Here is a 20,865-nt window from a genome sequence, read left to right as displayed (position 1 = left end):
CGTCGGCAGGCTAGTCTTCCGACCGTGACTCCTGGTGACCCCGTCCGTACCCCGTCCGGCCACGTCGTCCCCGTCGTGGGGCGCTCCGAGGGATCGCCCGCGCGGGTGGTCGTCCTCGCCTCAGGAGCGGGCAGCAACCTCGCGGCCCTGCTCGACGCCCAGGCAGACCCGGCCTACGGCGCACGGGTCGTCGCCGTCGTGACTGACAAGCCCGGGGCCGGAGCCCTCGACCACGCCCGCGCGGCAGGTGTCGCGTGCGCTGTCGTCGAGCCCTCCGACTTCGCCTCCCGCGAGGACTGGGACCGTGCGCTCGCCGAGACCGTCGCGGTCTTCCACGCGGACTACGTCGTCAGCGCGGGCTTCATGAGGATCTTGGGCCGCAGCTTCCTCACCTCCTTCGGCGGACGCACCCTCAACACCCACCCTGCGCTGCTCCCGGCCTTCCCCGGCGCGCACGGCGTCCGGGACGCCCTCGCCCACGGGGTGCGGATCACCGGCTGCACTGTGCACCTCATCGACGAGGGGGTCGACACGGGACCGATCGTCGCGCAGGCAGCCGTGGCCGTCGAGGACGGTGACGACGAGCCGACGCTCCACGAGCGCATCAAGGCCGTCGAGCGCGCGCTGCTCGTCGAGTGGGTCGGCAAGATCGCCCGTGGCGGCCTGACGGTCGAGGGCCGCAGGGTCGTCGTCGGGACGCCTGAGGTCTGACGGCAGGGCTCTCTCCTTCCCGGCTCCCAGACGGCACTGCTCTGGGCCGCGCCACCCCGGCCCGCTCGAGCCGCCCGGCCAGCTGGTCCCTCCAGCCAGCCCCGTTCGAGCCGCCCCGCCAGCCCGCCCCCCTCGAGCCCGCCCCTTCAGCCTGCGTCCGATCTCGGTTAGGCTGGATCTCGGTCGCGACTGGCGAGGGTGGGGTTCACCACCGGGGAGCGACCGGAACGCCCCCGCAGCTGCGCCGCCCGCCTGGGCGCCTGGGTCCACGTCACCGCTCGTCGCACCTGGACGGGCGGTCTCACGAGAACCGCAGCCCGGAGGAGACCCCTGATGTCCGCAGCACACCCGTCCGCTGAGCCCGTCGCCCAGCTCGCCGACGACTCGCAGCGCCCCGTCCGGCGCGCCCTCGTCAGCGTCTACGACAAGACCGGCCTCGCCGAGCTCGCCCAGGCGCTGCACGCAGCCGGCGTCGAGATCGTCTCGACAGGGTCGACAGCCTCGACCATAGCCGCCGCGGGTGTGCCCGTCACCGGGGTCGAAGAGCTCACGGGCTTCCCCGAGTGCCTCGAGGGACGCGTCAAGACCCTGCACCCGCGCGTGCACGCCGGCATCCTGGCCGACACCCGTAAGGCCGACCACCTCGCGCAGCTCGACGAGCTCGGCGTCACGCCCTTCGAGCTCGTGATCGTCAACCTCTACCCTTTCACGGCGACAGTCGCCTCGGGCGCGACGCCCGACGAGTGCGTCGAGCAGATCGACATCGGTGGTCCGTCCATGGTCCGCGCCGCCGCGAAGAACCACCCGAGCGTCGCCGTCGTCGTCGACCCCGCCGCGTACCCCGAGGTCGTCGCCGCGGTCCAGGGTGGCGGGTTCACCTACGCGCACCGCAAGGCGCTCGCCGCGCAGGCCTTCGTGCACACCGCGAGCTATGACGTCGCCGTCGCCACGTGGATGAGCGAGGTCGTCTCTCCGACGGACGTCGTGCTGACCGACGGCCCCGACGGTCTGGGCGTCTCGACGGGCTTCCCGTCCTGGCGCGGTGCCACCTGGACGCGCTCGGACGTGCTCCGCTACGGCGAGAACCCGCACCAGGGTGCTGCGATCTACGTGGCCGAGGGTGCGACGGGGGGCCTCGCCCAGGCCGTCCAGCTGCACGGCAAGGCCATGAGCTACAACAACTACGTCGACGCGGACGCCGCCTGGCGCGCCGCCCACGACCACGAGGGCGCGACGGTCGCGATCATCAAGCACGCCAACCCCTGCGGCATCGCCGTCGGCAGCGACATCGCCGACGCGCACGCCAAGGCCCACGCCTGCGACCCGCTGAGCGCCTTCGGCGGTGTGATCGCGGCCAACGGCATCATCACCAAGGCTGCCGCGGAGCAGATCGCCCCGATCTTCACCGAGGTCGTCGTCGCGCCGGGCTTCGAGCCCGAGGCCGTCGAGATCCTCAGCGCCAAGAAGAACATCCGCCTGCTCCAGGTCGACGGCGCGCCGTCCGCGACCGTCGAGACCCGTCCGATCAGCGGCGGCCTGCTCGTCCAGGAGGTCGACCGCGTCGACGCCGCCTCCGAGACCGGTGGCGACTCGCCCGAGAGCTGGACCCTCGCGACAGGTGAGGCCGCTGACGCCCAGACCCTCGCCGACCTCGAGTTCGCGTGGCGTGCCGTGCGCGCCGTGAAGTCCAACGCGATCCTGCTCGCCGACGGCGGGGCCTCTGTGGGTGTCGGAATGGGACAGGTCAACCGGGTCGACTCGTGCCGTCTCGCGGTCGAGCGTGCCAACTCCGGTGACGTCGAGCGCGCCCGCGGGGCCGTCGCGGCCTCCGATGCTTTCTTCCCCTTCGCCGACGGGCTCCAGGTGCTCCTCGACGCGGGTGTCCGCGCCGTGGTCCAGCCGGGTGGCTCGGTCCGCGATGCCGAGGTGATCGCCGCGGCCGAGGCCGCCGGGGTCACGCTGTACCTCACGGGGACGCGCCACTTCGCACACTGAGACGGGACGAGCCCGGCCTGACCTCCTCATGGTCAGGTCGGGCTCTCCGGTTCTGGGGGTGAGCGCGTCTTCCAGGTCAGGCCGAGCGGGGCGTGGCAGCTGCTGTCGCCTTGAGCGGCACCGTGGGATCTGCCACCTTGTCGAGGTCCAAGAGCGCCGGACCCCGAGCCATCAGGCGTCGCGCCGCGGCGACGTCGCGCGGAGAGTCGACCACCAAGATCCCCGTGACGGTCCCGGCCTCGCCGACGTAGCACGCCACCCAGCCGGTCCCCGGGGTCGACGGGTCGCCGCGCAGCACGACGCTGTCCGCAGTCGGGTCCGGCAGGCCGAAGAGGGCGAGGTCGTGGCCCAGCTGGGTCGAGAACACGTAGGGCGCCGGGACCGGCGGGGTCTCGAGGCCGAGGATCGAGCGTGCGACGGTGCCGGGGTCCAGCAGCGCCGCAGACCAGTGGCCTCCGTGCACCCGCCCCCACATGTCGTCCGCGCGCGTGGCGCAGTCGCCGACGGCCCAGACCGCAGGCTGGGAGGCAGCGGTCTCCGGGGGTTCGCCCTCACCGGATGCAGACCCTGGTCCCGCGAGCACACGGCCGTGAATGTCGGTCTGCACGTCTCCGCGCGGCCCTGTCGGCACGGTGCCCGCCAACCACCCCGTCGCCGGCCGGGCCCCGACGGCGGCGAGCACCACGTCGGCGCCGATCATCTCCCGGTGCGTCCCGTGGTCGACGTGCACACCCTCGGGGCCGACAGACGTCACGGTCACGCCGGTCACCAGCGTGACACCGGCCTTCTCGTACCAGCCGGCGAGCAGCGCGCCGACCTGCGCTCCGAGCTGGCGGTGCAGCGCGACAGGCGCAGCCTCGACGACGGTCACCTCGACCCCCTGGGCAGCAGCAGCACCGGCCACCTCGGCCCCGATCCAGCCGGCACCCACGCAGACGAGTCGACGGCCTGGCGACAGGGACGCCCGCAGCACCTCGGCGTCCGCCGCGGTGTGCAGGGTCGTGGCGCTGTCCCACCCGACCGGGCGGACCGGTTCCGAGCCGCAGGCCAGGACCACGACGTCCGCCGCGATGGTGCGACCTGACGCCGTCGTGACGACGCTCGGCCCACCGTCTGCGCCCAGGGTCAGCGCGACGGCCGGGTCGTCGAGGACGGTCTCGTCGGCCAGCACGTCGAGGTCGGCACCGGTCTCGTCGACCAGCCAGGCCGGCGACGTGCGGGTGAAGAGCTCTTTCGACAGCGGCGGCCTGTCGTAGGGGGCGACCCCTTCGGCACCCAGCACGGTGATGCGCCCGGTGGCGCCGTGGGACCGCAGCGCCGCGGCGGTCTGGGCGCCCGCCAGACCGGCCCCGACGACGAGGACCGACAGGTCCTCTGGAGCCGGCGACCCGACCGAGCGGGCGGCAGACGGCTCCGTCAGGGTGTCCGCTGGGTGGTCCACAGACGACGGCGCGGCGGGGGAAGGCGTTCGATGCATGCAGCCAACGGTAGTCTCGGTCGGGTGATGCGCTCGTGACAGTGGTGAGCAGACCGACAGCGGCAGGCGGGATGACGGTGGACGACGTGACGGCCGGTCAGGACTCGACCAGCCGACCCCACCGGCCGGTGCCCCTGGCCGACGGTGCGGAGGCGCACGACGCTGCGCTCAGCAGCGCTGCTGCGACCGCCCCGCCAGGCGAGCGCGGTGAGGCAGAAGAGCCCCACGAGCACGATGAGTCCCACGAGCACGTCGTCGCGCAGAGCCTGCACCCGATGCCTGCCCAGCCGCGTCGCAGCCCTGCCATCTGGGCCGTCATGGGTGCGCTCGTGGTCGTCCTCGTCCTCGTAGTCACCGTCAGCGCCTCGGCCGGCGCCTTCGCCCTCTCCGCGGTGCTGGTGGCCGCGGGGATCTGCCGGGCTGTGCTCCCCGGAGACGTCGTCGGTCTCGCGGTGCGCTCGCGGACCGCCGACGTCGTGTTCTACCTGCTGCTGGCCGCTGCGATGGCCTTCCTCGCGCAGACCGCCCCGAACCTCTGAGACGAGGACGGCGAGCACCTCGTCGTCGGTGGCGCGCGCTGTCACGGTCACCTGAGACGGCGACACCTAGCCCCTGACGCACGCTGCCCCGGACCTCTGAGAGGTCAGGGGCAGCGTCGTCTGGAGTGGTCTGGCGTGATCCGTGAGCGGGTCAGGCCTTGTCGGCCGAGGACTCGTCGGCCGTCGGCTCGTGGGACGTCGAGGTCTCGGCCGTAGTCTCCGTGCCGGTCGAGGCCTTGTCGGTCGAGACGCCGTCGGCCTTCTCGGCAGCGGCACCCTTCTCGGCGCCGTCGACCTTCGCAGCGTCGTCAGTCTTCGGAGCAGCGTCACCCTTCGCAGCCCCGTCGACCTTCTCGACCACGACGGTCTTCTCGACGACGACGGCGGTCACAGCCGCTCCAGCGTCAGCAGCGTCGCGCTCGTCGGTCGTGGCCGGGCGGTCGAAGAGCGAGTCGCGTGCCTGCGCGTCGGCGGCCTCTTCCTCGACGGCGATCTCGTCACGCATGCCCGTCGCGACGGCAGCGCTGAGCGCGGTCGGGCCCGAGGCGAAGCCGCGGTAGAAGAGCGCGGCGATCGCAGCACCGGCGAGCGGCGCGACGAGGAACACCCAGAGCTGGCTGAAGGCCCAGCCGTCGGAGAACACCGCGGCGGCGATCGAGCGTGCGGGGTTGAGCGAGCCGTTCGACATCGGGGACGCGACGACGAGCAGAGCGGCGAAGCTCAGGCCGAGGACGACGGGCACCATGCGCGAGCGGACGCGGCGGTCGGTCACGGCGAGGAAGATGCCGACGAACAGCGCTGTGAGGACGACCTCGAAGATGACGACCTCGATGGTCCCGAAGGACGGCAGGGTCGGGGCTGCGAGCTGACCCGCGGTGATGGCCTCGTCGACCTGGGCGCGGGTCGCGCCCTGGGCGAGGTACGGGGTGTAGAAGGCCGTCTCGGCAGCGCGGTAGGCGGCCGAGTGGACGCCGTAGCCGTTGGCCGTCGTCGAGAAGAAGTCGCGCAGGGTCGTGTAGGCCGAGGACTCGGAGGCGAAGCTGGCGGGCAGGGCCGCGAAGAGGGCTGCGGCGCCGGCGACGGCGCCGACGACCTGCGAGACCCAGTAGACGGGGAGCCTGCGCCACGAGGTGCGCCCGGCCAGGGTCGCGCCGAGCGTGACAGCCGGGTTGAAGTGACCGCCCGAGACGTGCCCGACGGCGGCGAGCGCACCCATGAGCGCGATGCCGTAGGCGAGGGCCACCTCGAAGGTGCTCAGGCCCTGGGTCGTCGCGTACAGCGCCGCACCGAGACCGACGAAGACGAACAGGAAGGAGCCGAAGAGCTCTGCGCCGGCGACCGCAGCGAGCGAGGTCGGCTTCGGTGCGGCGACCGTCGTCGGGTCGTCGACCGCGGTCTGGACGGTCACGGTCTCCGTGATCGTCGTCGGTGCGTGGGCGTCGTGTGACATGAGAGTCCTGTCGAGAGTCGGTGTGGTGAGCGCGGGGCTGCCCGGCACGAGATGCGTGACCGCGGGCCCCCTGGCTGCAGGTCTACGTCGAGCATGGTGGCAGACGCACCTGGGAGGGGCCTGACGAGACGCTGTGCGTCGCCCGCGTCTGACGGTATCCCTCCTGGTGAGACCTCTGCCAGAAGTATCTTGACGTCGAGAAGTCTAGTAGCGTTGACGCACCTGAGACGCGGTCGCCGAGGCCTGTCCCCGCGCGGCCCACGTCGAGGTACGAGTGTCGTGCACGAGCCGTGTAGGGCAGGATCGAGAGTGGTCCGGCTCCTCCAGGTCGTGCAGTCGACGCACCTCCAGGGTCCGGCAGGTGTGTGCACCCCAGGACCGTGCCGAACGAAGGAGTTGTGACATGAGCCCTACCCCCGTCAACGTCACCGTGACAGGAGCCGCCGGCCAGATCGGCTACGCGCTGCTGTTCCGCATCGCCTCGGGCCAGCTGCTCGGGCCTGACACGCCCGTCCGGCTGCGCCTCCTCGAGATCCCGCAGGGGGTCAAGGCTGCCGAGGGCACGGCCATGGAGCTCGACGACTGCGCCTTCCCGCTGCTCGCGGGCATCGACATCTTCGACAACCCGACCGAGGGCTTCGACGGCACCAACATCGGTCTGCTCGTTGGTGCGCGCCCGCGCACCAAGGGCATGGAGCGCGGTGACCTGCTCGAGGCCAACGGCGGGATCTTCGGGCCGCAGGGTGCCGCGATCAACGCGGGTGCTGCGGACGACGTGCGGATCCTCGTGGTCGGCAACCCTGCGAACACCAACGCGCTCATCGCCTCGTCGCACGCCCCCGACGTCCCCGCCGAGCGCTTCACGGCGATGACGCGGCTGGACCACAACCGCGCGCTGAGCCAGGTGGCGACCAAGGCCGGCGTCTCGGTCGCCGAGGTCCGCCGCCTGACGATCTGGGGCAACCACTCCGCCACGCAGTACCCCGACCTCTTCCACACCGAGATCGCCGGTGCTCCCGCGACGGCGCTGACCGACGACACGTCGTGGCTGACCGACGACTTCATCCCGACGGTCGCGACCCGCGGGGCCGCGATCATCGAGGCGCGCGGTGCGTCGTCGGCCGCGTCGGCTGCCAACGCCGCCGTCGACCACGTCCACGACTGGGTGCACGGGACGCCCGAGGGCGACTGGACGTCGGCGGGTCTGGTCTCCGACGGGTCTTACGGTGTCCCCGAGGGGCTCGTGTCCTCCTTCCCTGTCGTCTCGCGCGACGGCCGGTGGGAGATCGTCCAGGGCCTCGAGATCGGCGACTTCTCGCGCGAGCGCATCGACGCGTCCGTCCGCGAGCTGGTCGAGGAGCGCGACGCGGTCCGGAGCCTCGGGCTGGTCTGACGCTGCGCTGCTCTGATGTGGCACCACTCCGGCGCTGCACCACACTGCTACTGAACCGCTCGGGCGCCGCACGACTCTGACACCGCACGACAGCACGAAGACCCGGTCGCCTTCGCGGCCGGGTCTTCGTGCGTCCGGGGTGGCTCAGGGGGCGTGTGCCTCCGTGCCTCCGCGCCTCCGCGGTGATCGGTGAGCGCTCTCCCAGACGCGCGGTCCTGGGATGAATCTCTGCAAGAATCGCGCCCGTCTCGCCCCCATTCGTCTAGGAGAAAAGCCGCGTCTCGACGCCCCTCTGCAACCTTCACCCGCATCCTTGCTGCAAGTTTCAGCAACGCGTACAGTCCTGCCATCAGACCTGGGTGCGCACCGTCGCGCGCCCTCGACGAAGGAGTCGTGGATGATCCACGCAGGATCACGTCAGTTCCCCCTGCTCCGAGGCCCGTCTCGGAGATACCCCGCAGCCCTGGCTGCGGTCGCCCTGCTCGGAGCGAGCCTCGCCGGTGTCGCCGGCACCGTGAGCGCAGCCCCGGCCACCGCAGCACCCGGAGCGCCGCGCCTGGTCGGCAGCCTCCAGTCCGAGATCGGCTGCGCCGCCGACTGGGAGCCTGCCTGCGAGGCAGGTCTGCTCGCCCCGACGGCGACCGACGGCGTCTTCTCGACCACGGTCACAGTCCCCGGCGGTGACTACGAGCTCAAGGTCCTCGCCGGCGACACATGGGACGACCCGTCCTGGGGCCGTTCTGGGACCACAGGCTCGGGCGCCGAGAACGTCCGGCTGAGCACCGCAGGCGAGGTCGCGCTGCAGGTCGTCTTCGACACCGCGTCAGGTCGCACGAGCTTCGTCCCGACGGCTGAGGTCCCCGAGCCGACCGACGCCGACGCTCCCGCCCCGGTCCGCCAGCCCGGGGGTGACGAGCAGATGTACTTCGTCCTCACGGACCGCTTCGCCAACGGCGACCCCTCGAACGACACCGGGGGAGTGCTCGTCGACGGCGTGCCGGCCACAGACCGCCTCGACACGGGTTTCGACCCGACCGACAAGGGGTTCTACCACGGCGGCGACATCCAGGGCCTGCGCGACAACCTCGACTACATCGACGGACTCGGCACCACGGCGATCTGGCTGACGCCCTCCTTCAAGAACCAGCCGGTCCAGGGCACCGGGGCGGACGCCTCGGCCGGGTACCACGGCTACTGGATCACCGACTTCACGACCATCGACCCGCACCTGGGCACCAACGAAGAGCTCGACGCGCTCATCGACGAGGCCCACGCGCGAGGCATCAAGGTCTACTTCGACATCATCACCAACCACACGGCCGACATCATCGACTACGAGGAGGGCGTCTACACCTACCGCCCGACGACGCAGGAGCCATACACACCCTTCTTGCCGATCGGCCTCGAAGACGCCAAGACACCGTCCTGGCTCAACGACCCGGCCCGGTACAACAACCGCGGCAACTCCACCTGGGAGGGCGAGTCTGTCGTCCTCGGCGACTTCGACGGGCTCGACGACCTCGACACCTCCCAGCCCGAGGTGGTCCAGGGCTTCGTCGACATCTACTCGCACTGGGCGCAGTCCGGCATCGACGGCTTCCGCATCGACACCGTCAAGCACGTGGACTTCTCGTTCTGGGAAGAGTGGACCACCGCGGTCAAGGCGGCCTCGGGCAACCCCGAGTTCTTCATGTTCGGCGAGGTCTACGACGCGGACCCCGTCAAGCTCTCGCCCTACGTGCGCGACACCGACATGGACTCGGTCCTCGACTTCACGTACCAGTCGGCCGCGTCGTCCTACGCCAACGGCAACAGCGCCCGCGGGCTCCAGCTGCTCTTCGACGGTGACGACAGGTACACGACCGCGACCAAGAACGCGCACGCGCTGCCGACCTTCCTCGGCAACCACGACATGGGGCGCATCGGCTACGTGGTCAAGGACTCCGACGACCCGCTGGCCCGCTCCGAGCTCGCGCACTCCCTCATGTACCTGACCCGCGGGCAGCCCGTCGTCTACTACGGCGACGAGCAGGGCTTCGTCGGCAGCGTGGGTGACGGGAAGGACAAGAACGCCCGCCAGTCGCTCTTCGACTCCCAGGTCCCCGAGTTCCGCGACCAGGCGCTCCTCGACGGGTCGTCCGGCGCGGGTGACCACTACGGCACCGATGCTCCGCTGTACACGCACATCGCCGAGCTCGCCGCCCTGCGGACCGCCCACCCGGCGCTGTCCGACGGCGCGCAGATCGAGCAGCACGTCGCCTCGGGGGCCGGTGTCTACGCCTTCTCGCGTGTCGACACCGAGGCGAGCGACCCGGCCGAGATCCTCGTCGCCGTGAACAACGCGACGACCGAGTCGACGGTCGAGCTCACAGCGCTGACCACCGACGCGGCCTTCGCGCCGCTCTACGGCACGACCGCGCCGGTCTCGTCGGGCGCCGACGGGACCGTCTCGGTCACCGTGCCCGCCCTCTCGGCCGTCGTCTACGAGGCGCAGGCCCCGCTCACGGCAGACGCCGCACCCGTCGAGGCGACCTTCACCACCCCGACGCTCGGGCAGGGCCTCGCCGGGCTGCAGGAGATCTCCGTCGATCTCGGCACAGAGCGCTACGCCGAGACGACTCTCTCGTACCGCGTCGCCGGTGCGCAGGACTGGGAGCTGCTCGGTACGGTCGACGACGGCTCGCCGCGCGTCTACCAGGACGTCTCGGCGCTCGCGCCGGGCACGGTCGTCGAGTACAGGGCCGTCGTGCGCGACGCCGACGACAGGCTGACCCAGACCGTCGTCACAGCGAGCATCGGCGACGACCACGGCACGGGCACCCCGGTCGTCGTGGACCCGAGCGACAGGCTCACCCTCCCCGGCAGCCACGGCGCGTCCATGGGCTGCTCCGACTGGGCCCCGGGCTGCGAGGGCTCGGCCCTCGCTCTCGGCGAGGACGGTCTCTACTCCGGGACCTTCGACATCCCGGCCGGCACGTACCAGCACAAGTACGCCTTCGGGGCGGACTGGGCCGACAGCTACGGCGTCGGCGGGGTGCACAACTCCGCCGACGGCAACTACTCGTACACCCACCCGGGTGGACCGCGGACCTTCTGGTTCGACCCCGCCACGAAGCTCGGCACCAGCAGCCCTGCCGGAGAGCCAGTCTTCACGGTCGCGGGCGACTTCCAGACCCAGCTCGGCTGCGCGACGGACTTCTCCGACGCCTGCGTCGGCGGTCAGCTGGTCGCCGGGGCTGACGGCACGACCTACACCTTCACGACCGACGTGCTGACGCCGGGCACCTACAAGGCCAAGGTGGTCGAGGGGTTCTCCTGGGACACCAGCCACGGGGGAGCGGACGGTGGTGACGTCGTCTTCACGGTGACAGCCGATGCGCCGACGGCGACCTTCACCTTCGACCGTGCGGCAGGCGTGCTGACCGTCGCCGCCGCGGCCGCCCCCGAAGAGCCCGAGGGGCCCACGCCCCTGCGTGACGTCACCGTGTCGATCGCCGGCACCATGAATGCTGCGATGGGCTGCACGGGTGCGTGGCAGCAGACCTGCGTCTCCGCCGAGCTCACCGAGCGTGCGGGGCCCGTGTACTCCAGGACCTTCCCGCTCACCGCGGGGGCTCACGAGTACAAGGCCGTGATCGACCACGCCTGGACCGAGAGCTACGGCCGGGACGGCGGGAACGTGACCTTCACCCTGCCCGCCGACCAGGACGTCACCTTCGTCTACGACGACGTCTCGCACACGGTCATGCACTTCTTCGAGGGGAGCCCGGACGGTCGTCTCGCCGTCGCCGCGGGCGACTTCCAGTCCGAGCTCGGCTGCGCTGCTGACTGGGACGCGACCTGCCTCGCGTCGTGGATGTCCACGACAGACGGTGTGGTCTACAGCCTGACCACAGACCGGCTCGAGGCCGGGACCTACGAGACCAAGACGGTCTTCGAGGGAGACTGGGACGACGCCCTCCCGGCCGAGAACGTCGTCTTCGACGTCCCGTCCGACTGGGCCACCATGATGTTCCGCCTCGACTCGACCACCGGGGAGATGACAGTGCAGGCAGACCAGAGCGTGCCGGGTGCCGGTGCGCGGGCCTTCTGGCTCGACGCGCGGACGCTCGCGCTCCCGACAGCAGCTGTGCCCGAGGGCGGCGACACTGCCGCACGGACCTGGACGCTGCACGGCGCCCCGGCCGGCGGGATCACCGTGCAGGACGGTGTCGTCACGACACCTGACGGCACCGACCTCCCGCTGACGCTCCTGCCCGACGGCGTGCCTGAGGACCTGCGCACCCGGCACCCTCTTGCCAGCGGGTACCTCGCGCTCGCACTCGACGCGGGCGTGACCGACGAGCAGGTCGCCGGTCTGCTCACCGGAGAGCTGCGCCTGACCCAGGCCGGCCCCGCCGGGCTCGAGTACTCGACAGGCGTGCAGGTCGCCGGGGTCGTCGACGACCTCTTCACCGTCGCCGCCGACACCCCGCTCGGTGCGACGTGGGACGGCGACGTCCCGACGCTGACCCTCTGGGCGCCGACGGCGAAGTCCGTGACGACCCGGGTGTGGCTCGACGGTGACGGCCTCGCCGCGGGCACCCCGACCGACGTCCCTGCTGTCCGGCAGGCCGACGGGACCTGGGTCACCCAGGGTGCCGCGTCATGGAAGGACGCCGCGTACGTCTACGACGTCGAGGTCTACGTCCACTCGACGGGCGCCGTCGAGCACAACGTCGTGACAGACCCCTCGTCCGTCGCGCTCACGCTCAACTCCGCGCAGTCCGTCCTCGTCGACCTCGCGGACCCGGCCTACCAGCCGGCGCTCTGGGCCGACACCCCGCAGCCTGTGGTCGAGCGCGATGTCGACCGCAGCATCTACGAGCTGCACGTGCGCGACTTCTCGATCACCGACGAGTCCGTCCCCGAGGCAGAGCGCGGGACCTACAAGGCCTTCACCCGTGACTCCGACGGCATGAAGCACCTGAGGTCGCTCGCGGCCGCAGGGCTCAACACCGTGCACCTGCTGCCGACCTTCGACATCGCCACGATCGAAGAAGACCGCGCCCTGCAGCAGACCACAGGCGACCTCAGCGGCTTCGCCCCCGACTCGACCGAGCAGCAGGCTGCTGTCGGTGCTGTCGCGAGCACCGACGCCTTCAACTGGGGCTACGACCCGCTGCACTTCACGGCACCCGAGGGGTCGTACGCGACCGAGGGCAACCAGGACGGCGGGGCACGCGTCGCCGAGTTCCGCTCCATGGTCGGAGGCCTGCACGCGAGCGACCTCCAGGTGGTCCTCGACCAGGTGTTCAACCACACCGCGGCGAGCGGCCAGTCCGAGAAGTCTGTGCTCGACCGCGTGGTCCCCGGCTACTACCAGCGCCTCAGCGCGACAGGGGCCGTCGAGACCTCGACGTGCTGCGAGAACGTCGCGACCGAGAACGCGATGGCCGAGCGGCTCATGGTCGACTCCGTCGTCACGTGGGCGCGGGACTACAAGGTCGACGGCTTCCGCTTCGACCTCATGGGCCACCACTCCCGCGACACCATGCTCGCCGTGCGCGCCGGTCTCGACGCCCTGACCCTCGAGAAGGACGGGGTCGACGGCTCGTCGGTCTACCTCTACGGCGAGGGCTGGAACTTCGGGGAGGTCGCCGACAACGCGCTCTTCGAGCAGGCCACCCAGGGACAGCTCGGCGGCACGGGCATCGGGACCTTCTCCGACCGCCTGCGCGACGCCGTGCACGGAGGAAGCCCGGTCTCGGGTGACAGCATCTTCCAGCAGGGCTTCGGCACGGGGCTCGGGACCGCCCCCAACGGGCGCCCGACGAGCACGAGCGACCCCGCCACGCTCAACGACGGCTCACCCGAAGAGCTCGCGGCCCTCGCGCACAGCACAGACCTCGTTCGTCTCGGCCTCGCCGGGAACCTGCGGGCCTTCAGCTTCGAGACGTCGGCGGGCACAGTCCAGCGTGGCGACGAGATCGACTACAACGGCCAGCCCGCCGGCTACGCCGACTCACCCGAAGAGGTCGTCACCTACGTGGACGCCCACGACAACGAGACGCTCTTCGACATCCTCACCCTCAAGCTGCCCGTCGAGACCTCGATGGCCGACAGGGTCCGGATGAACACGCTGTCCCTCGCCACGACGACCCTGTCGCAGACCCCGTCCTTCTGGCACGCCGGGACGGACCTGCTGCGCAGCAAGTCGCTCGACCGCGACAGCTACAACTCGGGAGACCACTTCAACGAGATCGACTGGACCGGCCAGGAGAACACCTTCGGGTCCGGTCTGCCTCCCGAGGAGAAGAACGGCGACAAGTGGCAGTACATGGCGCCGCTGCTCGCCGACCCGGCGCTCAAGCCGGCGCCTGCCGACATGGCGACAGCCCAGGCAGCCGCCTCCGACCTGCTCCGGCTGCGGTTCTCGACCCCGCTGTTCAGGCTCGGCGAGGCCGGGCTGATCACCGAGAAGGTCACCTTCCCGGGCTCGGGTGCCGACGCGGCACCCGGCGTGATCGTCATGCACGTCGACGACACCGTCGGCGCGGACGTGGACCCGGCGCTCGACGGGCTGCTCGTGGTCTTCAACGCGAGCCCGGAGCCTGTCACCCAGACCGTCGACGGTCTTGTCGGGCGTGAGCTCGCGCTCTCGTCCGTCCAGGCCGACGGGTCGGACGCCGTGGTGCGCGAGACCACCTGGGACGCTGCGACCGGGCAGGTGACGGTGCCCGCACGGACCGTGGCCGTGCTCACGGAGGCGCAGGTGGACGGCCCGACCGAGCCGACCGAGCCGCCGACGGCTGGACCGACGGACGGCCCGACGGACGGCCCGACGGGTGGACCGACCGACGGTCCGACCGACGGCGTCGACGGCGCCGTCGTCACGCTCTCGGACACGGAGGTCCGTGCGGGAGACAGCCTGACGGTCGACGCCTCCGGCTTCGCGCCGGGGGAGACCGTCCAGGTGTGGCTCAACTCCGAGCCGCAGCTGCTCGTCGCCCGGGCAGCCGGGGACGACGGCGCGCTGTCGGTCCGGGTGACCGTGCCGCTCGCCACCGACCCCGGTGCGCACACCATCCGGGCTGTCGGGCTGGCGTCGGGCAGCGAGGGGTCCGCAGCGCTCACGGTGCTCGCCGCTGACGGCAGCGGTGCAGGGGCGTCAGGACCGGGCGGTCTGAGCCTCACCGGCGCCGCTCCGTTCGCGGCAGCCGTCCTCGCCCTCGTGCTGCTCGTCGCGGGTGCAGCGACGATCACCGCCCGCCGCCGCCGGGACGACGCCGGCTAGCGAGAGGTACAGAGACGACGACGGGCCGCACGGATCTCCGTGCGGCCCGTCGTCGTCTTAGGACCCAGCGTCAGCGGAAGATGACCGTCCTGTGCCCGTTGAGCAGCACCCGGTGCTCTGCGTGCCACCTCACGGCGCGGGCCAGCACGCGGCGCTCGACGTCCTGGCCGAGGGCGACGAGGTCTTCGACGGTGCGGGTGTGGTCTACACGCTCGACGTCCTGCTCGATGATCGGTCCCTCGTCGAGGTCGCCGGTGACGAAGTGCGACGTCGCACCGATGAGCTTCACGCCGCGGTCGTGCGCCTGGTGGTACGGCTTCGCACCCTTGAAGCTCGGCAGGAAGGAGTGGTGGATGTTGATGACCTGGCCCTCGAGCTCGTGGCACAGGTCGTCCGAGAGGATCTGCATGTACCGGGCGAGCACCACGAGCTCGACGTCGAGCTCACGCACCAGCGCGAGCAACCGCGCCTCGGCCTCGGCCTTGGTGTCCTTGCTGACGGGGATGTGGTGGAACTCCTTGCCGTAGAACTCGGTCAGCGGCTCGAGGTCCCGGTGGTTGCCGACCACCCCGACGATGTCGATCGGCAGGTTCTCCGACCGCTGCCGGAACAGCAGGTCGTTGAGGCAGTGCGCCGCCGTGCTCACCAGCACGAGGGTGCGCACCGGGCGCCCGACCACGTCGAGGCGCCACGACATCGAGAAGGTCTCCGCGAGCGGCTCGAGAGCCGCGACGAGCTCCTCGCGCGAGGCCGTCGACTCCACCTGCACGCGCATGAAGAACAGCTGCGTCTCCGCGTCGCCGAACTGCTGCGACTCCGTGATGTTGCCGCCGTGCTCGGCGAGCGCACCCGCGACGGCGTGCACGATCCCGGCACGGTCGGGGCAGGAGAGCGTGAGCACCCAGTGCTCGGGGGTGCCGGGCTGCGTGCTGCCGGCGGACGCGGAGGGGGCTGTCGTGGTCACCGGGCCAGCGTAGTTCGTCGCGCTCACAGCCCGGACGCCTGTCCGAGTGCCGGTTCCCCGCGGGAGAGCCGTGGGCGGGAAGGTCAGATCAGCACCTCGCCGTCGCGGACGACGACCCGGCCACCGGCGACCACGAGATCGCGGCGGGGGGCACGGACCACGGCGTCGGGGACGTTCTCCGCGTCGACGAGCACGACGTCAGCCCGCGCACCCACGACGAGGTCGTGCGTCTCGCGCCCGACGAAGGACGCCGCCGCGCTCGTGGCGATCCGCGCGGCGTGCACGAGGTCCTCGTCGTAGCGCAGCCGGGTCTGCTGGGCGAGCCGCGTGGTGAGGGCGAGCAGGTCGCCGGTCCCGTAGGGGCTCCACAGGTCGCGGATGCCGTCTGTCCCGAGGCCGACGGCGACACCGTGCTCCTCGAGGAGGGCGACCGGCAGGGGAGCCGCCCCGATGGGCGCGACGGTCGTCATGCTCACGCCCGCCTCGCCCATCGCCGCGACGAGATCGCGCTGCTGGGTGGCAGGCAGCTCGCCGACCGCGAAGCCGTGCGCGACGTTGACCTTGCCCTGGAGCCCTGTCCGCAGCGTGCGCTCGACGATCAGCTCGATCTGGAAGGCTCCGAGCGCGCCGCCGTCGTGCAGGTGCAGGTCGATGCCCACGCCGTGACGGCCCGCGACGTCGAAGAGCGCGTCGAGCTGCCCGACGGGGTCACGGTCGATCGATGCCGGGTCGAGCCCGCCGATGTGCTCGGCTCCGGCGACCGCGGCCTGGTCGAGCAGGTCGATCACGCCGGGGCGGCGCAGCACGCCGTCCTGCGGGAAGGCGACGATCTCCGCGGTGATCGCGCCGCCCAGCTCGGCGAGGGCCTCGCGGACGACGTCGATCCCGCGGGTGCCCAGGCCGAGGTCGACGTCGACGTGCGTGCGGATCGCGGTGGTGCCGTGCCGCAGCAGCTCGCGCAGCACCCGCAGCGTCACGTCGGTCCCGGGGATGCCCAGCTCGTCGCGGTGCGCACGCTCGTGGGCGATGCGGCCCTGCGTCGTCGCCTCGCCCCCGTAGCTGACCCACGGCTTGCCCCACCAGCTCTTGTCGACGTGCGCGTGCGCGTTGACGAAGCCAGGGAGGGCGAGAAGGCCACGGCCGTCGACGACTGGGCCGGTGCTAGACCTGGCGCCAGTATCAGCCCCGGTGCCGGCCCCGGTCCCAGCCCCAGTGCTGCTCCCCGCGCCCGCGACAGCAGCTGCGCTCGCGGTCGGCGGCTGCTCCGGGGTGCTCGGGCTGGCGACGTGCGCGTCGATCGCGGTGATGATGCCGTCCGAGATCGTGAGGTCGACCGACGGGCCGCCCCAGGGGCGGACGTCGCGCAGGACGGAGACGGAGGTGCTCTGGGTTCCGGTCATGTCGATCCTCTCGGTGCGGGGCCCACGCAGGCCCGACAATAAACGGTATACCATTTGCAGCACGCGGTATCTCGGGTCGGAGGAGCCGTCGGCGCGCCCTTGCGTCCCGCACGCACCTGGGAGGATGGCTCCGTGAGCAGCGCCCCCGCCGAGCCCGACCTGACCCGCCCCGCTCCTTCGGAGACCGAGCGCATCACCCGCCCCGCTCTCTCGGAGACCGAGCGGGTCACCCGCCCGGCCCTCTCCGAGACCGAGCGCGTCACCCGCCTGCTGCGCGACCAGATCGTCGACGGCGTCCGCGCCCCGGGCAGCCGGCTCGTCGAGCGGGAGCTCGCCGCTTCCCTCGACGTGAGCCGCGTCCCCGTCCGCGAGGCCCTCCAGACCCTCGCCTCCGAAGGTCTGGTCACACCGCGCCCGCGGAGCTGGGCCGTCGTGCGGACCTTCACCGACCGTGACCTGCTCGACCTCGTCGAGGTGCGCTCCGCGATCGAGGTGCTCACCGTCCGGCTCGCGGCCGAGCGACGGACGGCTGAGCACCTCGACGTGGCCGCTGCGGCGCTCGACCGTGAGGCCGGGGGAGCGCGCGACGGCGACGGGACGACAGCGCGGCGTGCGGCTGCCGACTTCCACGAGGCCGTGTCGGCGATGGCCGGCAACGCCGTGCTCGACGAGATCTCCGCGCTCACGGCGAGCCGCATGCGCTGGATGCTCGGCCAGCACGACGACCTCGGCGTGATGGTCGCCGAGCACGCGGCGCTGCTCGACGCGATCCGCTCCGGTGACGTCGAGGAGGCTGACAGGTTGACGCGCGACCACCTGCGGTCGAGCCTCGCCTCGGCGCGCGCCCGGCAAGACCGAGCGAGCAGCTGAGGCAGCCCGCGCAGGAGCAGCACCTCCGAGGTGAACACCTGGTGGATGGGCCGGTCAGGTGCCCGGAAGTCTGAGACGATGGACACATGAGCGACCTAGACATCACGATCTCACTGGTGACCGACGAGCACGCGGGCGAGCTGCTCACCCTGCGCCGTGCTGCCTTCGTCACCGAGGCCCAGGTCTACGGCGACCCGAACATCCCGCCGCTGACGCAGACCCTCTCCGAGCTGCGCGCCGACCTCGTCGCCGAGGGCGTCGTCACGCTCGGTGCCTGGTCCGGCCACCGCCTCGTCGGCTCGGTCCGTGTCGAGATCGAGGACGACAAGGCGACCCTCGGCCGCCTCGCTGTCGCCCCCGACCTCCAGGGCAAGGGCATCGGTACGCAGATGATGTTCGCGGTCCTGCCGCACCTGCCGGAGGAGACCACCGAGATCTGGGTCTTCACGGGCAAGGACTCCAAGCAGAACCTCGCGATGTACCAGAAGGCCGGCTACGAGCACCAGCACGACCAGGTCGCCGGCGACCTCACCTACGCCTACCTGCGCCGCATCCTCGGCGAGATGGACGACACCGACGTGCACTCCGACGCGGAGCCGGTCCAGAACGCCTGAGCGAGACGCCGGACAAGCGTCACAGCGCAGAGCAGAGCGCGCAGCCCGCGCGCCAGACCGAGGCAGGTCCGGTGCGCGGGCTGCGTCGTGCTCGGTGCCCGCCCTGCCTCACCGCCGGGTCGAGAAGTCCACAGCCCCGGTGATCGCCGCGATGATGTCTTCGTAGCTCACGGTCCGTGCCGCGAAGCTGCCGTTGTTGCGGCCGTGCCGCAGCACCTCGATGCGGTCCGCCACGGCCCGCACGTCACCCATGTTGTGGCTGATGAGCACCACGCCGTGCCCGAGGTCGCGCAGCCGCTCGATGAGCGTGAGCACCTCTGCTGTGCTCGACACGGACAGCGAGGCCGTCGGCTCGTCGAGGATGACGATCCGCGGCTTGCCGAGCAGCGTCCGGGCGATCGCGACGGCCTGCCGCTGCCCGCCGGAGAGGTCTGCCACGAGGGTGCGGACGGACGGCACCCGGATCCTCAGGTCCCGCAAGATCTGGCGTGCGACGTCTTCCATCTCGGACTCGAGCAGCAGGTTGCCCTTGTGCAGCTCACGCCCGAGGTACAGGTTCGAGACGATGTCGAGGTTCTCGGCGAGAGCGAGCTCCTGGAACACCGTGGTGATCCCGAGGGCGTGGGCGCTCGTCGGCGTCGGGATGGTCACGGGCACGCCGTCGGACTCGATGATCCCGGCGTCGGGCGTGATGACCCCGGCGATCACCTTCGCGATGGTCGACTTGCCGGCGGCGTTGTCGCCGACGAGCGCGACGACCTCGCCGCTGTGGATGTCGAGGTCGATGCTGGAGAGCGCCTTGACGGCGCCGAAGGACTTGTCGATCCCTCGGAGCGAGAGCGCGGGGGTCGGGCGGGCTGTCGTCACGTCAGGTCCCCTTCGGTGCGTCGGGTCAGGCTGAGGTCCTCCGCGGCGGCGGTGCCGTCGGAGCCTTCGGGCGTCGTGCTGATCGTCTCGTAGTGTGTCGCGACCTCGGTCGACCGGAGCGCGAGGAGCAGCGCGCCCGTCACCTCAGCCTCTTCGCCGAGCTCGCCGGCCACCACCTGGAGCGGGGCGACGGTGTTCGGGGCGATGTGCCGCAGCACGGCCTGCCGGAGCGGTCCGACGACCAGCTCGCCGGCGCCGGCCAGCTCTCCGCCGACCACCACGAGCTGGGGGTTGAGGGTCCCGGCGAGCATCGCGACCACGGAGCCGATGCGGTCACCCGCGTCGGCGAGGACCCGGCGGCAGCCGAGGTCCCCGGCGATCCCCTTGGCCACGAGGTCGCGGAGCGTGAGGTCGCCGTGCGAGCCGCGGAGCAGGTCGAGCAGCGCGGTCGACGAGACGACGGTGTCGAGGCACCCACGGTTGCCGCAGCGGCAGATGCTCCCGCTCGGGTCGACCTGCACGTGACCGATCTCCCCGGCGGTCCCGGCAAAACCCCTGTGCAGGTGCCCGTTGAGGATGATCCCCGCACCCGTCGAGTACGAGGCCCTGACGTAGACGACGTCCTGGAAGCCGCGTGCTGCGCCGAGCTCGTGCTCGGCGAGGGCCGCGACGTTCGCGTCGTTGTCGACGACGACAGGGCGGGCGAGGCGCTCGGACATCACCTGCCCGAGCTGCTGGCCGTCCCAGCCGCGCATGATCCCGTGGACCGAGATCTCCCCTGTCGACACGTCGACAGGGGCCGGGACCGCGAGGCCGATGGTGAGGAGCTCCTCGATCGGGGCCCCGACGCTCTCGAGCAGCTCGACGACGAGCAGGGCCGCCCTGTCGAGCCCGGTGTCCGAGCGGTGGTCGACGGGCAACGGCATCTGCTGCTCGGCGACGATGGTGCGCCCGAAGTCGCCGAGGGCCACCTTGAGGTGGCGGTGGCCGAACTGCACGCCGGCGACGAGCCCGACGCGACGGGCGAGGGTCACCATCTGCGCGCGCCGGCCGCTGCGCGTGGTGTTCTGCGTGTCGACGATCCCGCCGCCGAGCAGCTCTTTGACGATGGTCGAGATGGTCGCGGGGGAGAGGCCCGTCGCCGCGACGAGTTCGACCTGGGTGAGGCCGCCGTAGCGCTTGATGGTGTCGACGATGAGGGCCCGGTTGGCTTCGCGGAGCGAAGACTGGGAGCCGCTGATCGCCACTCGACCTCTCACGGGCTCAGCCTACCTTCGTCGTCGTGTGCTCTCGGGGGCGGTCCGCCCCC

General features: G+C 71.5%; 13 protein-coding genes and 1 riboswitch. Of the genes, 7 read left to right on the top strand and 6 right to left on the bottom strand.

Features of this window, described 5'->3' with window-relative positions:
• The first annotated feature begins 24 nt into the window (after positions 1–24).
• Positions 25–711, top strand: coding sequence for a phosphoribosylglycinamide formyltransferase (purN, locus tag SANBI_RS13900; RefSeq protein ID WP_408669710.1), 687 nt, complete (start codon positions 25–27; stop codon positions 709–711).
• 175 nt (positions 712–886) lie between these two features.
• Positions 887–976: riboswitch (ZMP/ZTP riboswitch) on the top strand.
• A 68-nt stretch (positions 977–1,044) separates the two neighbouring features.
• Entirely contained in the window at positions 1,045–2,706 is a 1,662-nt protein-coding gene (gene purH / locus SANBI_RS13895; protein WP_319156033.1) for a bifunctional phosphoribosylaminoimidazolecarboxamide formyltransferase/IMP cyclohydrolase, read from the top strand.
• Positions 2,707–2,782: 76 nt separating this feature from the next.
• Here purH and SANBI_RS13890 read toward each other — a convergent pair whose 3' ends face one another.
• Positions 2,783–4,183: an NAD(P)/FAD-dependent oxidoreductase gene (locus SANBI_RS13890; RefSeq protein WP_319156029.1), complete on the bottom strand. Its 1,401-nt coding sequence runs from the start codon at positions 4,181–4,183 to the stop codon at positions 2,783–2,785.
• Positions 4,184–4,254: 71 nt separating this feature from the next.
• Here SANBI_RS13890 and SANBI_RS13885 point away from each other — a divergent pair, with 71 nt between their 5' ends.
• Positions 4,255–4,722, top strand: coding sequence for a DUF3017 domain-containing protein (locus SANBI_RS13885; RefSeq protein WP_319156027.1), 468 nt, complete (start codon positions 4,255–4,257; stop codon positions 4,720–4,722).
• Between the two features lie 151 nt (positions 4,723–4,873).
• Here SANBI_RS13885 and SANBI_RS13880 read toward each other — a convergent pair whose 3' ends face one another.
• On the bottom strand, positions 4,874–6,172 hold the full coding sequence (locus SANBI_RS13880) for an MIP/aquaporin family protein (protein ID WP_319156025.1): 1,299 nt from the start codon (positions 6,170–6,172) through the stop codon (positions 4,874–4,876).
• Positions 6,173–6,575: 403 nt separating this feature from the next.
• On the opposite strand from SANBI_RS13880, the gene SANBI_RS13875 reads away from it, so the two are divergent.
• Both SANBI_RS13875 and pulA read left to right on the top strand, forming a co-directional pair.
• On the top strand, positions 6,576–7,565 hold the full coding sequence (locus tag SANBI_RS13875; RefSeq protein WP_319156023.1) for a malate dehydrogenase: 990 nt from the start codon (positions 6,576–6,578) through the stop codon (positions 7,563–7,565).
• 397 nt (positions 7,566–7,962) lie between these two features.
• The gene (gene pulA, locus SANBI_RS13870; RefSeq protein WP_319156022.1) at positions 7,963–14,841 is read left to right on the top strand and encodes a pullulanase-type alpha-1,6-glucosidase; all 6,879 of its coding nucleotides are present in this window, start codon (positions 7,963–7,965) and stop codon (positions 14,839–14,841) included.
• A gap of 70 nt (positions 14,842–14,911) precedes the next feature.
• On the opposite strand, the gene purU is transcribed toward pulA, so the two are convergent.
• Both purU and SANBI_RS13860 read right to left on the bottom strand, forming a co-directional pair.
• Positions 14,912–15,805: a formyltetrahydrofolate deformylase gene (gene purU / locus SANBI_RS13865; protein WP_319156021.1), complete on the bottom strand. Its 894-nt coding sequence runs from the start codon at positions 15,803–15,805 to the stop codon at positions 14,912–14,914.
• 83 nt (positions 15,806–15,888) lie between these two features.
• On the bottom strand, positions 15,889–17,205 hold the full coding sequence (locus SANBI_RS13860) for an amidohydrolase family protein (protein WP_319156018.1): 1,317 nt from the start codon (positions 17,203–17,205) through the stop codon (positions 15,889–15,891).
• Between the two features lie 132 nt (positions 17,206–17,337).
• Here SANBI_RS13860 and SANBI_RS13855 point away from each other — a divergent pair, with 132 nt between their 5' ends.
• Both SANBI_RS13855 and SANBI_RS13850 read left to right on the top strand, forming a co-directional pair.
• Positions 17,338–18,075, top strand: coding sequence for a GntR family transcriptional regulator (locus SANBI_RS13855; protein WP_319156016.1), 738 nt, complete (start codon positions 17,338–17,340; stop codon positions 18,073–18,075).
• Between the two features lie 86 nt (positions 18,076–18,161).
• Positions 18,162–18,689, top strand: a complete 528-nt coding sequence (locus tag SANBI_RS13850; RefSeq protein WP_056128952.1) for a GNAT family N-acetyltransferase — start codon at positions 18,162–18,164, stop codon at positions 18,687–18,689.
• 108 nt (positions 18,690–18,797) lie between these two features.
• Here SANBI_RS13850 and SANBI_RS13845 read toward each other — a convergent pair whose 3' ends face one another.
• Positions 18,798–19,556 (bottom strand): ATP-binding cassette domain-containing protein, encoded by a 759-nt coding sequence (locus tag SANBI_RS13845; RefSeq protein ID WP_056128953.1) that lies wholly within the window; start codon positions 19,554–19,556, stop codon positions 18,798–18,800.
• A complete protein-coding gene (locus SANBI_RS13840) occupies positions 19,553–20,815 on the bottom strand; it encodes an ROK family transcriptional regulator (protein WP_319156011.1) in 1,263 nt (420 codons plus the stop codon). Before SANBI_RS13840 ends, SANBI_RS13845 begins: the two co-directional genes overlap by 4 nt.
• Positions 20,816–20,865 lie beyond the last annotated feature (50 nt).

The organism is Sanguibacter biliveldensis (assembly GCF_033798665.1).
GTDB lineage: Bacteria > Actinomycetota > Actinomycetes > Actinomycetales > Cellulomonadaceae > Sanguibacter > Sanguibacter inulinus.
The sequence above is the reverse complement of the archived record's forward strand: the minus strand, read 5'-3'. Positions and strand labels throughout refer to the sequence as shown.

Coding starts and splice junctions, on each gene's coding strand:
- purH (WP_319156033.1), top strand. CDS start 1,045: ATGTCCGCAGCACACCCGTCCGCTGAGCCCGTCGCCCAGCTCGCCGAC.
- SANBI_RS13890 (WP_319156029.1), bottom strand. CDS start 4,183: ATGCATCGAACGCCTTCCCCCGCCGCGCCGTCGTCTGTGGACCACCCA.
- SANBI_RS13885 (WP_319156027.1), top strand. CDS start 4,255: ATGACGGTGGACGACGTGACGGCCGGTCAGGACTCGACCAGCCGACCC.
- SANBI_RS13880 (WP_319156025.1), bottom strand. CDS start 6,172: ATGTCACACGACGCCCACGCACCGACGACGATCACGGAGACCGTGACC.
- SANBI_RS13875 (WP_319156023.1), top strand. CDS start 6,576: ATGAGCCCTACCCCCGTCAACGTCACCGTGACAGGAGCCGCCGGCCAG.
- pulA (WP_319156022.1), top strand. CDS start 7,963: ATGATCCACGCAGGATCACGTCAGTTCCCCCTGCTCCGAGGCCCGTCT.
- SANBI_RS13860 (WP_319156018.1), bottom strand. CDS start 17,205: ATGACCGGAACCCAGAGCACCTCCGTCTCCGTCCTGCGCGACGTCCGC.
- SANBI_RS13850 (WP_056128952.1), top strand. CDS start 18,162: ATGAGCGACCTAGACATCACGATCTCACTGGTGACCGACGAGCACGCG.